This is a genomic window from Comamonas testosteroni TK102 (assembly GCF_000739375.1).
GTDB classification, from domain to species: domain Bacteria; phylum Pseudomonadota; class Gammaproteobacteria; order Burkholderiales; family Burkholderiaceae_C; genus Comamonas; species Comamonas brasiliensis.
Window position 1 is genome coordinate 4,925,073 of record NZ_CP006704.1, and the last position, 14,276, is coordinate 4,939,348.

A 14,276-nucleotide genomic window follows, 5' to 3' on the forward strand; every position below is an offset into this window, starting at 1 on the left:
CCCTATGCCGTCAGACAAGCCCGCCAGCCTTGAAGAGATTCAGGCGTCCATTGCCAAGCTCAGAGTCACTGAACAGCAGCTCGAGGCCACTGCGCAGAAGTACGAGAGCAAGATGCAAAGCTCGAGGAAATGGAACTATCTTGCCGTGGCCATGGCTGTGGTGGTCTGCGCAGTAGCCTGGATCAACCAGGCCTCGCCCTGGCTGCGCTGGGGCGTTCTGCCTGTGGTGCTCTTCATGGTGCTGTTCTTCGAAGGCATGCGCCGTCTGCTGGGAGTGACCATGCAAAGCAGCATGCGCCAGCTCAAGACCCAGATCCGCACACTGGAAACCAGGATGGCCGAGGTACAGGCCACAGTGAAAGATCAGCCATGACTGCCGCCAAACCCGTTCGCGTTCTGATGGTCTGCACCGGCAACATCTGCCGCAGCCCCACAGCCCATGGCGTGCTGGAAAAAATGGTCGCGGATGCGGGTCTGCAGCATCGGGTACAGGTGGACTCCGCCGGCACGCACGGCTATCACGTGGGCGAGGCCCCCGATGCCCGCAGCCAGCAGCATGCACGCCGCCGGGGCTATGACCTCAGCGGGCAGCGTGCGCGGCAGCTGACGAAGCAGGATTTCGACGCTTTCGATCTGGTACTGGTGATGGACAGCGCCAATGAAACCGCCGCCCGCCGCCTTGCCAGTCCGGCACAGCAAGAGCGCCTGCATCGACTGACCGATTACTGCCAGCGCTTCGGCGACCAGGAAGTGCCCGACCCCTATTACGGTGGCGAGCGCGGCTTCGAGCATGTGCTGGATCTGGTCGAGGATGCCTGCAGCCATCTGTTGCAGTCTCTGAGTCAGGCATCAGACTGAGAGTCTTTCTTTTCTGGGCGTCATGGCCTGCGCAGCGTCAAAGCGGGCGCGCAGCCGTTTGCGGATACTGAAGGTAGATATTTACCCACTTCATGCTCCGCTATGACAGGCTCCCCCTCCTATTCCCGTCCCCTGATCCTGCTGCACTGGCTCGTTTTTCTGGCTGCGGCCCTGGCCGTGGCGGCCATAGAGATCAAGGGCTTTTTCCCCAAGGGAACGCCTGAGCGCGCACAGCTGGGCATGCTCCATGAAAGCCTGGGCATCATCGTGCTGGCCTTGATGACGCTTCGCCTCATGGTTCGAGCCTTGGGCAGAATTCCGCCACCCGCCAGCTCCTACTGGGTGGAAATGAGCGTGCATGCCATGCATGCCGCGCTCTATGTGCTGATGCTGGCCATGCCGATTCTCGGTTTGATGGCACTGGGCTGGTCGGGCAAGCCCGTGCCTCTCTTCGGTACGTCCTGGACCTTGCCCATGGCGATCGACATGCCGCTGGGCCGCAACCTCAAGCAGATTCACGAATTCGGCGCCAACCTGGTCTTCATCGCCGTGGGCCTGCATGCGGCAGCCGCACTCTGGCATCAGTTCGTGCTAAAGGATGGGCTGATGCAGCGCATGCGCCCGGGCCGCTGAGCAAGGGCCTCTGGCACAGAGCCTACTCGATCGCCTTCTTGAGCGCCATGCGCCGAACAGGTCTGCGCCCCCAGTTCATCACCCCCGTGCCCAGCACGGCCATGGCGCCACCCAGCAGCATGGAGCCGTCAACGCTTTCTCCCAGCAGCAGGGCCGAAAGCAGCACGCCGATCACTGGCACCAGCGTGATATAGCCCGAGGCGGCGCCCGCGCCCAGCGATTTGACGCCCGCGAAGTACCAGGCATAGGCCAGGGCCGTGGAGCCATAGGCCATGAAGACCATGGCGGTCCAGGCCATGCCACTGGCCTGAAATGCCGAAACCAGCCCCTGCGGGCCTTCCAGAACCAGGCTGGCGGCCAGCAGCAGCACGGCGCCGAAAAGGGAAGTCACGGTAGTTGCAGCCAGTGCATCCACGCCTGCCAGCATGGCGCGGCCGATCAGCGTGTAGCAAACCCAGCAGGCCACGCAGCCCAGAATCAGCATCTCGCCCGCCCCCACCGTTCCGTTGAGCAATTGCATGGGGTTGCCATGCGAGATGACCACCACAGCGCCGCAGGCCGCCAGCAACATGCCCAGGGCAATGGTGATGTTGATGCGTTCCTTGAACAGCCACACGGCAAAAGCCAGCGTGACCACCGGATTGAGCGTGATGAGCAGCGCCGCCTTGCCCGCAGGCAGATGCTGCAGACCGGTGAGGAAAAAGCTGGCGTAGCCGAACACCCCGGTCCCGCCTGCGGCAAACATGCCCAGCCAGGTCTTGACAGACCAGTGCCTGAGGGCACCCAGCCCGCCTGAGAAATACAGCCAGGGCAGCAACAGGGTTGCGGCCAGCAAAAAGCGCAGCGCCGATGCTGCCAGCGGCGGCATGTTGAGCGCCAGAATGCGGCCTGCCGGCCAGGAAGCGCCCCACAGCAGGGCCATGCCCAGAAGGCGCAGATGCGCGCTCATCAAAGAGCTTTTGACGGATTCGGAAGTCATGAAGATGGGCAACAAAAAAGCCGCGGCCATTCGATCGTGGGCAGCGGCGCAGATCAGGGATCCAAGAGCGTGTTTACGATCTCTACGCAGCCGCGTTGGAGCGCAATCGGGATGAGTTCGAAGCGATGGCTCGCCGCTTGCACCGGGGTGCAAGCAAGAGACTGCGCGCAGCAAATCGCCCGATTTCGCGCCACCCCTTCGGGACAGCGGCTTTGCGCACGCCCGGTCAGGGGCGGTCTGCGGCGTTGCCTCGCCGGCCGCGCGAATCCTCGCAATAGCACGGCTATTGCTGCGGTATCGCGCGCGGGGGCCGCCCCCTGGCATCCTAGCCCGCAAAGCCTCTGTCGCGGCGCGAGGAGATCGTAAACACGCTCTAAAGACCCAATATACCCGCAACACATTCCGGATGGATGCATGGCGCTTCTGTCTGGCGCACCGCGCTATGCCTGCACAGGCTCCAGCAGCGCGGCATGCTTGTGCAACGCGTCGCGCACCAGAGGCCGCAGCTGCGCGGCCTCGGAAGGCTCGTTCAAGGCCGCCAGAATGCGAAGCCGCATGCGCGGCTCCCAGAACTTCTGGATATGCTGGGCCACACCGTCCAGCGCCTCGTCATGCTCGGGCATGGCCTCGAAGAACTCGGCTATGCGATTGGCCATGCGGATCAGGTTGTTCACGTCCATCATTGACCTCCCATCTCCATCTGCGCCGCGGCCAGATGACCGAGCTGCTGGTCGTTGAAACGCCTGTAGCCCTGCTGCCAGCTTGAGGGCTGAGTCACGGGCAATACCTGCACGGCCGTCACCTTGTACTCGGGGCAGTTGGTGGCCCAGTCCGAACTGTCGGTGGTGATCACATTCGCACCCGACTCGGGGAAATGGAAGGTGGTGTAGACCACACCAGGCTGTATGCGCTCGGTCACCGTGGCGCGCAACACCGTCTGGCCGGAGCGGCTTTCAATGCCCACCCAGTCGCCATCGCGGATGCCACGGTCCTGTGCGTCATGCGGATGAATCTCGAGCCTGTCCTCGCCATGCCACTGGCTGTTGGCCGTGCGCCGCGTCTGCGCACCCACGTTGTACTGCGACAGGATGCGTCCCGTGGTCAGCAGCAGTGGAAAGCGCTGCGTGACCTTTTCATCGGTGGCCACATACTGGGTGATGATGAAGCGGCCCTTGCCGCGCACAAACCTGTCCTTGTGCATGATGGACGTTCCCGCCTCTTCGGTGCCTTCATTGCAGGGCCACTGCACGCTGCCCAGACGCTCGATCTTCTCGTAGCTCACGCCCGCAAAAGTGGGGGTCAGGGCCGCGATCTCGGCCATGATCTCGCGCGGATGACCGTAGTTCATGGGATAGCCCAGCGCATTGGACAAAAGCTGCGTCACCTCCCAGTCGGCATAACCAGCCAGCGGCTGCATGAGCTGGGTCACGCGCGAGATGCGGCGCTCGGCATTGGTGAACGTGCCATCTTTCTCCATGAAGGAAGATCCGGGCAGGAACACATGGGCGTACTTGGCGGTTTCGTTGAGGAAGATGTCCTGCACCACCACACATTCCATGGCCGAAAGCGCTGCCGTCACATGCTGGGTGTTCGGGTCGGACTGCACGATGTCCTCGCCCTCGCAGTACAGACCCATGAAGCTGCCTTCCAGCGCGGCCTCGAACATATTCGGAATGCGCAAGCCCGGCTCGGGACTGAGCTTCACGCCCCAGGCGCCTTCAAATTCTGCTCGGGTGATGCTGTCCGAGATATGGCGATAGCCCGGCAGCTCATGCGGAAAGCTGCCCATGTCGCAGGAGCCCTGGACATTGTTCTGGCCGCGCAGGGGATTCACGCCCACGCCTTCGCGCCCCACATTGCCCGTGGCCATGGCCAGATTGGCAATGCCCATGACCATGGTCGAGCCCTGCGCATGCTCGGTCACGCCCAGGCCGTAGTAGATGGCGGAGTTGACCTGCCTTCCCTGCGGATGATCCGCACTGCCCAATGCATACAGCCGCGCCGCACCACGCACCAGCTCGGGAGCCACGCCGGTGATGTCGGCCGTGGCCTCGGGCGAGTTCTCCGGCCTGGCAACGAACTCCTTCCATTGCGCAAAGGACTTGGCGTCGCAGCGCTCGTCGATATAGGCATCGGCCAGCCAGCCCTCGGTGACGATCACATGGGCCAGCGCCGTGATCATGGCCACATTGGTGCCGGGCCTCAGCTGCAGGTGATAGTCGGCCTTGACATGGGGCGAGTTGACGAGTTCGATCTCGCGCGGATCGATCACGATCAAACCGGCGCCGGCACGCCGGGCGTCGCCACGCAGCCGCTTTTTCATGCGCGAGCCGAACACCGGATGCGCCGCCGTGGGATTGGCGCCGATGACCATGATCACATCGGAGTGCTCGACCGACTTGAAGGTCTGCGTGCCTGCCGACGTGCCATAGGTCTGGCCCAGGCCATAGCCCGTCGGCGAGTGACAGACACGCGCACAGGTATCGACATTGTTGTTGCCGAAGGCGGCGCGGATCAGCTTCTGCACCAGATAGGTTTCCTCGTTGGTGCAGCGCGACGAGGTGATGCCGCCAATCGAGTCCCTGCCATGCCTGGCCTGGATGCGGCGGAATTCGCTGGCCGCATGGCCTATCGCCTCCTCCCAGCTCACCTCGCGCCAGGGGTCGGTGATCTTGGCGCGGATCATGGGCTGGGTGATGCGGTCCTTGTGCGTGGCATAGCCCCAGGCAAAACGCCCCTTGACGCAGGCATGGCCTTCGTTGGCCTTGCCATCCTTCCAGGGCACCATGCGCACCACCTGTTCACCCTTCATCTCGGCCTTGAAGCCGCAGCCCACGCCGCAGTAGGCGCAGGTGGTGATCTCGCTGTGCTCGCTCTGGCCCAGCTCGACGACGGTCTTTTCCTGCAAGGTGGCTGTGGGGCAGGCCTGCACGCAGGCACCGCAGCTCACGCAGTCGCTGGCCATGAAGCCGTCGCCCTGCCCTGCCGTGATGCGCGACTCGAAACCGCGTCCGCTGATCGTCAGCGCAAACGTGCCCTGCGTTTCCTCGCAGGCGCGCACGCAGCGATTGCAGACAATGCACTTGCTGGGGTCGTAGCTGAAATAGGGATTGGAGGTATCGACCTCGGCCCTGGCTTCGCCCTTGAAGTGGTTGGCTCCATCCATGCCATAGCGCACCTCGCGCAGACCGACCACTCCGGCCATGTCCTGCAGCTCGCAGTCGCCGTTGGACGAGCAGGTCAGGCAATCGAGCGGGTGGTCGGAGATATAGAGCTCCATCACGCCCTTGCGCAGCTCCTGCAGCTGCGGACTCTGGGTGCGCACCTTCATGCCTGCTTCGGCAGGGGTGGTGCAGGACGCAGGAAAGCCCTTGCGCCCCTTGACCTGCACCAGACACAGCCGGCAGGAACCAAAGGGCTCCAGCGAATCCGTGGCACAGAGCTTGGGCACCTTGATGCCGCCATCGACGGCGGCGCGCATCAGCGATGTGCCCTTGGGCACAGTGACTTCGCGGCCGTCGATATGCAGCGTGACCAGTTCCTCGGACAGGCTGGCAGGCGTTCCGCAATCGGTGTTCTTCAAATGTTCCAGCATGGCTCTCTCCTCAGGCGGGGTTCACGGTCTGCACGGGCTCGATACCGAAGTCCTGCGGATAGTGCTGCAGTGCAGAGCGCACCGGATAGGGAGTCATGCCGCCCATGGCGCACAGGCTACCGTGCTGCATGGTGTCGCACAGGCTCTCCAGCAGCGCCACATTGGCTGCATGCTCGGCGCCGCCTTGACGCGTGATGCGGTCTATCACCTCCACCCCTCGCGTGGAGCCGATGCGGCAGGGCGTGCATTTGCCGCAGGACTCGATGGCGCAGAACTCCATGGCATAGCGTGCCAGCTGGGCCATATCGGCGCCGTCGTCATGCACGACCAGACCGCCATGGCCAACCACATTGCCCTTGGCGGCATAGGTTTCATAGTCCAGCGGATCATCCCAGTCCTCGGGCGCCACATAGCTGCCCAGCGGGCCGCCCACCTGAATGGCCTTGACGGGCCGGCCGCTGGCCGTGCCGCCGCCGAAGTCCTGCACCAGCTCGCGCAACGTGAGGCCGAAGGCCTTTTCCACCAGCCCGCCTTGCGCAATATTGCCCGCCAGCTGGAACGGCAGCGTGCCGCGCGAGCGGCCCATGCCATAGCCCTGATAGAAGGCCGCGCCCCTGGCCAGGATGATGGGCACAGTCGCCAGCGTGATCACATTGTTGATGACCGTGGGCTTGCCGAACAGGCCTTCGATCGCGGGCAACGGAGGCTTGGCACGCACAATGCCGCGCCTGCCTTCGATACTCTCCAGCATGGCGGTCTCCTCGCCGCAGACATAGCTGCCCGCACCCTTTCGCACCTGCAGCTGGAACGCCTTGCCGCTGCCGGCCACATTGCGGCCCAGCCAGCCTGCGGCACTGGCACGTGCAATCGCCTCGTTCAGCACCGCAATCGCATGCGGATATTCGCTGCGCACATAGATATAGCCCTGCGTCGCACCGACGGCCAGAGCGGCGATCGCCATGCCCTCGATCAGGCAGAACGGGTCACCCTCCATCAGCAGACGGTCGGCGAACGTGCCCGAATCGCCTTCGTCGGCATTGCAGGCAATGTATTTCTGCGGCCCTGTTCCCGCACTTTCTGCAGCCGCCACGGTCTTCCATTTGATCCCCGCAGGAAATGCCGCCCCGCCGCGACCGCGCAGGCCGGAGTCCAGCACCTGCTGGACGATGGCTTCGGGCGCCATGGCCGCAGCAGCCCTGAGGCCTTGCCAGCCGCCATGGGCCTCGTAGTCCCGCAGACTCAGCGGATCGATGATGCCCACGCGCGCAAAAGTCAGACGCTCCTGCCGTGCCAGATAAGGCATCTGCTCGGTCAGCCCATGACATAGCACATGCGGCCGGCCCTGCAGCATGCCGGCATCCAGCAGACCCGGCACGTCAGCCGCCTGAACCGGGCCGTAGGCCACGCGGCCCTGCGCAGTCTCGACTTCGACCAGGGTTTCCAGCCACAGCAGGCCGCGCGAGCCGTTGCGCACCAGCACCACCGCCAGGCCTCGCGCCGCGCACTCGCGCTGCAGCGCCTCGGCCACCGCATTCGCGCCAACGGCCAGGGCCGCGGCATCGCGCGGCACATAGATGCGCGCGGCATCGACAACTTCATTTTCGAGAGCTGCCTGCGCTTTATCCTCGTTGGTTTCAAGCTGATTTTTCTGTATTTCTGCCAGCAAGGCGTCGAGCTGGTCCGCAGTCATCCGTGCATGGACTTCGCTCTCGTCGACCATCACCGCCGGCGACTGGGCGCACAGCCCCAGGCAGTAGACAGGCTCCAGCGTCACGCTGCCATCGGCGCTCGTGCCATGGGCCTGGCAGCCCAGTGTCGCTTGCGCATGGGCGAACAATGCATCGGCACCGCGCGACTTGCAGGCTTCGGCCCGACAGATCTGGATCAGCGTCCTGCCATGCGGCTGCTCGCGCAAATGCGGGTAATAGCTGACAACACCATGGACCTCGGCACGCGAAAGATTCAGGGCCTGGGCAATGGCGGGCACGGCAGCGCGCGGGATAAAGCCCAGCGCATTTTGCAGGGAGTGCAGCAGCTCGATCAGAGAGCCAGGGCGCGCTGCATGGTCGGCAATGGCGTGCTCGAGAGCTTCGCGCTCATGGCCACCGAGTGCGGAACCGGCACTGGCGGCTCCGTCGAAGGCGATGGGAATGATCTTCCCTTGAATGGCTGGCATGGGTGTCCCAACTGGCTTTCATTGTGGAAGCAGCGCGGTATGCTCCGCAGGCGCTTTGTCTCGTCTGCCATTTCAAGCCCTGAGCGGCAAGCCGTCAAATTCATATTCCTGATTGCGCCATTCAATGCGCAAATGAGCCGACACCCTGCGCCGATTTACCTGCAAGCTCCGATGCTCTCCGTTGACGCAGTTTCGCAGCGTCTCGTCCATGCACCGGGCTTGCCGCAAATCACGGTAATTGGCGTGATTTTTGGTAAGCTCACGCGAACCATGATTCAGCAGCCGCCATCAGCCCTGACGCCACAAGATGGCTATCACTTTTCGGACCAGATCGGCCACCTGCTGCGACGCGTCTATCAAAGGCATGCCGCGCTTTTCCAGCAGTACATTCCCGACTCTCAGCTTACGGCAGCACAATTCGTGGTGCTGTGCTCCGTGCGTGACAACAAAGGCAGCTCGCTCGCCGACATCGTCAAGGCCACGGTGATCGATCAGGCCACCATACGCGGCGTGGTGGACCGGCTCAAGCAGCGCGAACTGGTACATGTGGAGCATGACCGCACGGACCGGCGCAAGGTCGTCATCAACCTCACCGAAGCCGGTCAGGATCTGGTGCACGACATGGAGCCCTTTGCCAAGCAGATCACCGAAAGCACCTACGGAAAGCTCAATCCCGCGGAGCGTCTGGCGCTGGATTTCCTGCTCAGAAAAATGCTGGAAGGCAGCGACTCCGAATGAGTTGCTGCAGCCCCAAAAAAAGCAAAGGCCAGAAGGAGCAATCCTGCTGGCCTTTTTGCTGAGCCGGGCGCTCAGACCGTCATCAATCCAGCGCCCGGTTGCGCAACTCCACGTCCACCGCCCAGATCGCCAGCGCACCACCGACCAGCATCGCCGACAGCACGGCCAGGGCCATGGTGAAATGGGTGGCCATGAGGGGCGCGATGATGGCCGGGGCGAACAGGCCGCCGAAACGCGCCACAGCACCTGCCATGCCCATCCCGCTGGCACGCAGATCGGTCGGGTAGACCTCGGGCGTGAAGGCATACAACGCGCCCCAGGTACCCAGCAGCGAGAAGCTCATCAGCAGCGTCGATCCGATCACCACGAAGGGCGAAGAGCCCAGGCTGTATAGCATGCAGCCCACGGCGCTGAGCAGCAGAAAGCCGATCAGCGTGGGCTTGCGGCCCCAGCGCTCCACACCGTAGGCCGACAGCGCAAAACCGGGCAGTTGCACCAGTGCCAGCACCACCAGGAAGACCTGGCCACGCATGAAGGCAAAGCCTTCGCTGCTGAGCTTGACAGGCAGGTAAACAAAGACGCCGTAGTAGGCGATGGAGATCAGCGCCCAGGCCAGGAACAGCGAGAAGCTGCGACGGCGCAGATCCTGCGAGAACAGGGAGAAGAGAGACTTGCGCTCCTGCTTTTCAGGCTGCAGGGCCGGGATGTCGACCGTGTTCCCGTTGACCTTGGCCACCCGTTGCAGCACCTTGCGCGCCTCTTCGGACTTGCCGTTACGGTTCAGGTACATGGGCGATTCGGGGATATAGAAGCGCAGCACCACGCCGATCAGCGCCGGCAGTCCGGTCACGAAAAAGATCACGCGCCAGGCATCCTCGCCCCAATATACGGCTACCAGCGCCAGGATGGCCAGAAAGATGGTGCCCACAGCCCAGAACGACTCCAACAGCACCAGCCAGCGGCCACGGCGGTCGCTGGGCAGAAACTCGGCCATCATGGTGTAGTCCACGGGCAACGTGCCGCCCACGCCAATGCCAGTGATGAAGCGAAGCACCAGCAGCCAGGCGAACTCGGGCGCAAAAGCCGAAGCCACTCCCGCAAAGGCATCGATCACCACGGCCATCATCAGCACCGGACGGCGGCCTATGCGGTCTGCCAGTCTGCCGAAGACGAAGGCACCGATCAGCATGCCGATGAAGAAGAAGGTGCCGGTCTGCAGCGCCTCGGGCACGGTCTTGCCGAAAGTCTTGGCAATGGACGGCGCACTGAAACCAATGGACAGCACCTGCATGGCGTCCGCCAGCCAGACCAGGCCGAAGATCACGAACAGCCGGTACTGAAACTTGCCCACACCCGCAGTCTGGATGCCTTTTTCCACTGAAATATATGTAGATGACATGCAGGGACTCCTTTTTTAGTCATCGCAATTGTTGAATCTGTCTTTCTCGCAAGCACCGCCATTCGGCCTCGGCCTATTCGTGCAGTGCTTTCCACCCATCACACATCCAGAGCGAACCACTCCCTCGGCGCCATTTCCATGGACCGATGAAAAAGATTCCAGATGTCGGTATCTGCATCCAGGCGATGGGCACATTCCGTACGGTCGGCATAGCGATAGCCCGTCCGTGGCTGTCCATCCCCTGTCCCCAGCATCAGATGTCCGGACCCGGCCCCTGGAGAGATTCCAGGGCAAGAGATCCATATCCGCGGCACCGCCCATGCCGCCGCCCGCCGCAGCCCCTAGGGCGCATGCGCTCGCAGCCGCTTAATCGTCTTCGTATCGTCTGGCCAAGCTTTTTCCTCCGGTGCAAATCGTTGACGCAAATATCCGATCAGGTCCGCAATCTGCCTGTCGTCCAGGCTGTCCCTGAAGCCGGGCATATAGCCCAGCGCATCGTCGGCGGGTGTCTGGATGCCGTTCAGGATGACCTGGAGCAGGTTGTCCGGGCTTGCGGCATGCAGGTTGGTGTTCAGGGCCAGCAGAGGCTTGACGCCTAACAGAGTGGGCCCGCTGCCCGCCTCATGGCAGACCGCGCAAGCGTTCTGGTAGATGCGCTCGCCGTTGACCTGGCGCACCATCTCCGGGGCCGATGCGGCCACAGGGGCTGCCACTGTTGTAGTCAGAGGAACGACGGGCGCGGCCTGGGCCGGTGCGTTGTGCGCATCCTGTGCGGCCTGGCCCGGGAGTTCCATCAGATACGTGGCCATGGCGCGCACATCGGCTTCAGGCAACTGGGCCAAGCCGTGGATGACGGGCGCCATGGGCCCCGCCGCCACGCCATGGCGGGCCGAGAAGCCCGTGCGCAGGTACCGGTACAGCTCCTCGCGGCTCCAGGGCAACTTGCCGCGGGCCAGCTGGTTGAGCGCAGGGGCGCTCCAGCCTTCGGCCTCGCCGCCGCCCAGATAGCGGATGCCGCTCTTTTCGGCCCCCAGCGCATTGCGCGGCGAGTGGCAGGCCGCGCAATGGCCCGCACCTTCGACCAGATAGGCACCCCGGTTCCATTCGGCGCTGCGCGCGGGGTCGGCCTTGAAGGGCGTGGCGTCGTGGAACAGCAGATTCCAGCCGGCCATGGCCGGGCGCAGGTTGTAGGGAAAGGCCAGTTGCGTCTCGGGGGCCTTGGCCTTCACGGCGGGCTGGGACATCAGGTAGCCATATAGGGCCTGCAGGTCGCCATCGCTGAGCTTGGCGAAGGCCGTGTACGGGAATGCCGGATACAGCTGACGTCCATCCTGGTGGATGCCGCGGCGCATGGCGCGCTCGAAGGCAGCATAGGACCAGCGACCGATGCCAGTTTCGTTGTCGGGCGTGATGTTGGTGGAGTAGATGGTGCCGAACGGCGTCTCCAGCCCCAAGCCTCCCGCATTGGAGACACCGCCCGGCGCCGTGTGGCAGACCACGCAGTCGCCCGCGGCAGCCACCAGACGGCCGCGCTCCAGGGCCTGGGGCGAATAAAGGGAGACGTCTGGCCCGTCCGTCAGCGGCAGGGCCGGCTTCAGCGGCCAGGCCATGGCAGCCATGCCGGCAAGGCCCGCGGCGCCTGCAGCCAGCCAGCCCCAGCCACGGCCGGACTTGGCAATGGATGATTTGCCCGCGCCCTCGCCGGCCAGCGCCAGGCGCAGTTGTTCGGGCCGAAAGGGCACTTCGCGCAGGCGCACGCCCGTTGCATGGTGGATGGCGTTGGCAATGGCGGCGGCGGCGGGCAGCGTGGCCACCCCGTCCAGCGCCAGACCGCCCTGGCGGATGGGTCCGACATCGCCGCGCGCCTGCTGCACCAGATCGGAACCAGGCCTGGCGATCACATCGAAACCGGTAGCGGAAGCGGCGGAACCAGTCCAGTCGTCGAAGGCGGGAGCCGTGCCCAGCAACCGGCGCGCATCGGCCAGCAACTGGGGGTCCTGCTGCACGATTTCGGGCCGCGTTCTGGCCGCCTGGGCCGCTTGCAGGCTGCGACTGTCATGGCCGGCCACCACCCGGGTCACCTCAATCTCGCCGGTGAGCGGATGCACGGCCACCTCGGCCACCCAGGCGCTCCAGGCATGCAGGTCGGCGCCCTGAGCATCCAGAGTCTGCAGCTGGGCAGTGGCAAAGCCTCGACCCAGCAGGCGGCCATCGGTGTCTTGCGGAATGTCGTCTTGCGGTGATACCTGCGCACGCTCGGCCACCTGCTGCGCGAGATCGCGCACCGGGCCTTCGGGCAAGTGCTGCAGGCGCCACTGCAGTGGGTCATGCCCCAGACCCAGGGCCTGCTCATGCCAATGGCTTTCACGGGCAAAGACCTGGGCGGCATTCAGATCGTCGACACCGGCATGCCGCAGGCTGGCCACCACCTTGCGCTCGCGCACTTCGCCGGCATCGAGCACGGTGGCCACAGCGGCGGCTCGCGTCAAACCGGGCTGGCTCAGCAGGCGCGCCATGCTGGGGCGCACGGCCCAGGGGGTGTCGGACAGCAGCAAGTCGAGCTGCAGCGATGCATGGCCTTCATGGGACTGCACCATCGTGCCGGCTTCAAGCGCCTGCGAAGGCTGCGCATCCACGCGCAGCACCAGCTCGCGGCCAGCGCCGGTACCCGCAGTCCCGGCCTCGCAGGCCACGCTGACGGGCCGGCCCACGGCATGGGACAGCAGGGCCGCATCGGCGGCCGCATCCATGAGGTCCAGCGGATGCACGCTGCCATAGCCCATGGCAGGCACGCTGAACAGCCGCAGCGCGGATTCCTGGCACTGCAGCAGCGCGACCAGTTCACGACCGATCATCTGGCGTACGTCGGCTTCGCACGGCGGCAGCCAGAGGCTGATATGACCGTCCAGGCACCACGCGGCCACGCGTGCCGTGCCGGAACCGGCGCTCGCACCAGCCATGCGCCAGACATAGCGACCGGTATCGATCGGCTCGTACGATTCCTGCGATCCGGGGGAGTGAGAGACGGGGCGAGCCTGCAAGGCCGCCTGCCCGTCTTTCCATACAGGCACCAGGCTGGCAAGCGCCTGCCGCGCATGGACGGGCGCCACGGCCACCACGCCCAGAAAATGCTCGCGCTGCACGGCGGCCACCACGCCGGACATGGCCTGCGCCTGGTCCAGCCGCGCATGGGCGGGCACGCTGCCTTGGTAGCGCAGCCCGTCCCAGGCCGCGACGGGCGGGCGCAACGTTAGCCCGTGCAGCAGGTCGCAAGGCAGGGCGGGGGTGTTGTCAGCCGTGTTCATGGCTGGACCTCGCCCGCGCTGGAAGATGGAACGCCGGAGGGTGCCTGCAGCGTGGCCCGTTCCGCACGCAGCTGCACGGCGCGCAGGGCCGCCTGCATGATTTCCACATGCGTGCCGCAGCGGCACAGGTTGTGGTGCAGCTCGTTGCGCAGTTCCTGCTCGGTGGGGTTCGGGTTGCGGCGCAGCAAGGCCTCCGCCGTCATGATCATGCCGTTGAGACAGTAGCCGCACTGGGCGGCCTGGCAGTCAATGAAGGCCTGCTGCGTGGGGCCCGGACACTGGCGCGATCCCAGGCCTTCCAGCGTGGTCACTTCTCGGCCCACTGCCGCCTTCACGGGAATCACGCAGGAACGCGCGGCCACACCGTCGATCAGCACCGTGCAGGCGCCGCACTCACCCAGGCCGCAGCCGTATTTGGGCCCGTTCAGCTCCAGGTCATTGCGCAGCACATGCAGCAGCGCCGTCCCGGGAGCGGCCGGCACCTCGCATGCCCGTGCATTGACCTGCAAGAAGATGAGGTGGGAGGGACTGCTTGAATGAACTGGGATTCCCATGGGACGAGGCTCTTGCAACTGCGGTTCAGGATGTGGGCG

The 14,276-nt window shown here is 64.6% G+C and carries 11 protein-coding genes; 4 read left to right on the top strand and 7 right to left on the bottom strand.

The features are described 5' to 3' along the window. The first annotated feature begins 4 nt into the window (after positions 1-4). From O987_RS22240 to O987_RS22250, 3 genes are all read left to right on the top strand, one after another. Complete coding sequence (locus tag O987_RS22240; protein ID WP_003052019.1) at positions 5-373, top strand: hypothetical protein; 369 nt, start codon at positions 5-7, stop codon at positions 371-373. After that, on the top strand, positions 370-858 hold the full coding sequence (locus O987_RS22245) for a low molecular weight protein-tyrosine-phosphatase (protein ID WP_080731588.1): 489 nt from the start codon (positions 370-372) through the stop codon (positions 856-858). The genes O987_RS22240 and O987_RS22245 overlap by 4 nt, the downstream gene beginning before the upstream one ends. 102 nt (positions 859-960) lie before the next feature. Beyond that, the gene (locus O987_RS22250; RefSeq protein WP_003052014.1) at positions 961-1,491 is read left to right on the top strand and encodes a cytochrome b; all 531 of its coding nucleotides are present in this window, start codon (positions 961-963) and stop codon (positions 1,489-1,491) included. Positions 1,492-1,513: 22 nt separating this feature from the next. On the opposite strand, the gene O987_RS22255 is transcribed toward O987_RS22250, so the two are convergent. The 4 genes from O987_RS22255 to O987_RS22270 all read right to left on the bottom strand — a co-directional run bounded on the left by O987_RS22255 (position 1,514) and on the right by O987_RS22270 (position 8,241). Further along, positions 1,514-2,440: a DMT family transporter gene (locus O987_RS22255; RefSeq protein ID WP_043376844.1), complete on the bottom strand. Its 927-nt coding sequence runs from the start codon at positions 2,438-2,440 to the stop codon at positions 1,514-1,516. 470 nt (positions 2,441-2,910) lie between these two features. Beyond that, positions 2,911-3,150, bottom strand: coding sequence for a formate dehydrogenase subunit delta (locus tag O987_RS22260; protein WP_003052010.1), 240 nt, complete (start codon positions 3,148-3,150; stop codon positions 2,911-2,913). Next, entirely contained in the window at positions 3,150-6,065 is a 2,916-nt protein-coding gene (gene fdhF, locus O987_RS22265) for a formate dehydrogenase subunit alpha (RefSeq protein WP_043374847.1), read from the bottom strand. The genes O987_RS22260 and fdhF overlap by 1 nt, the downstream gene beginning before the upstream one ends. Before the next feature lie 10 nt (positions 6,066-6,075). Next, positions 6,076-8,241: a formate dehydrogenase subunit gamma gene (locus tag O987_RS22270; protein WP_043374850.1), complete on the bottom strand. Its 2,166-nt coding sequence runs from the start codon at positions 8,239-8,241 to the stop codon at positions 6,076-6,078. 270 nt (positions 8,242-8,511) lie between these two features. On the opposite strand from O987_RS22270, the gene O987_RS22275 reads away from it, so the two are divergent. Next, on the top strand, positions 8,512-8,979 hold the full coding sequence (locus O987_RS22275; RefSeq protein WP_043376850.1) for a MarR family winged helix-turn-helix transcriptional regulator: 468 nt from the start codon (positions 8,512-8,514) through the stop codon (positions 8,977-8,979). A gap of 82 nt (positions 8,980-9,061) precedes the next feature. On the opposite strand, the gene O987_RS22280 is transcribed toward O987_RS22275, so the two are convergent. From O987_RS22280 to O987_RS22290, 3 genes are all read right to left on the bottom strand, one after another. After that, positions 9,062-10,378 carry an MFS transporter gene (locus O987_RS22280; RefSeq protein ID WP_043374852.1) on the bottom strand — a complete coding sequence of 439 codons (1,317 nt, stop codon included), beginning with the start codon at positions 10,376-10,378 and terminating at the stop codon, positions 9,062-9,064. 341 nt (positions 10,379-10,719) lie between these two features. Then, on the bottom strand, positions 10,720-13,683 hold the full coding sequence (locus O987_RS22285) for a cytochrome c (RefSeq protein WP_043374856.1): 2,964 nt from the start codon (positions 13,681-13,683) through the stop codon (positions 10,720-10,722). Continuing rightward, on the bottom strand, positions 13,680-14,237 hold the full coding sequence (locus O987_RS22290) for a (2Fe-2S)-binding protein (protein WP_043374860.1): 558 nt from the start codon (positions 14,235-14,237) through the stop codon (positions 13,680-13,682). Before O987_RS22290 ends, O987_RS22285 begins: the two co-directional genes overlap by 4 nt. Positions 14,238-14,276: the final 39 nt, after the last annotated feature.

Excerpts from the sequence above, each read along its gene's own strand:
- O987_RS22240 (WP_003052019.1), top strand. The coding sequence starts at position 5 with ATGCCGTCAGACAAGCCCGCCAGCCTTGAAGAGATTCAGGCGTCCATT.
- O987_RS22245 (WP_080731588.1), top strand. The coding sequence starts at position 370 with ATGACTGCCGCCAAACCCGTTCGCGTTCTGATGGTCTGCACCGGCAAC.
- O987_RS22250 (WP_003052014.1), top strand. The coding sequence starts at position 961 with ATGACAGGCTCCCCCTCCTATTCCCGTCCCCTGATCCTGCTGCACTGG.
- O987_RS22255 (WP_043376844.1), bottom strand. The coding sequence starts at position 2,440 with ATGAGCGCGCATCTGCGCCTTCTGGGCATGGCCCTGCTGTGGGGCGCT.
- O987_RS22260 (WP_003052010.1), bottom strand. The coding sequence starts at position 3,150 with ATGGACGTGAACAACCTGATCCGCATGGCCAATCGCATAGCCGAGTTC.
- fdhF (WP_043374847.1), bottom strand. The coding sequence starts at position 6,065 with ATGCTGGAACATTTGAAGAACACCGATTGCGGAACGCCTGCCAGCCTG.
- O987_RS22270 (WP_043374850.1), bottom strand. The coding sequence starts at position 8,241 with ATGCCAGCCATTCAAGGGAAGATCATTCCCATCGCCTTCGACGGAGCC.
- O987_RS22275 (WP_043376850.1), top strand. The coding sequence starts at position 8,512 with ATGATTCAGCAGCCGCCATCAGCCCTGACGCCACAAGATGGCTATCAC.
- O987_RS22280 (WP_043374852.1), bottom strand. The coding sequence starts at position 10,378 with ATGTCATCTACATATATTTCAGTGGAAAAAGGCATCCAGACTGCGGGT.
- O987_RS22285 (WP_043374856.1), bottom strand. The coding sequence starts at position 13,683 with ATGAACACGGCTGACAACACCCCCGCCCTGCCTTGCGACCTGCTGCAC.
- O987_RS22290 (WP_043374860.1), bottom strand. The coding sequence starts at position 14,237 with ATGGGAATCCCAGTTCATTCAAGCAGTCCCTCCCACCTCATCTTCTTG.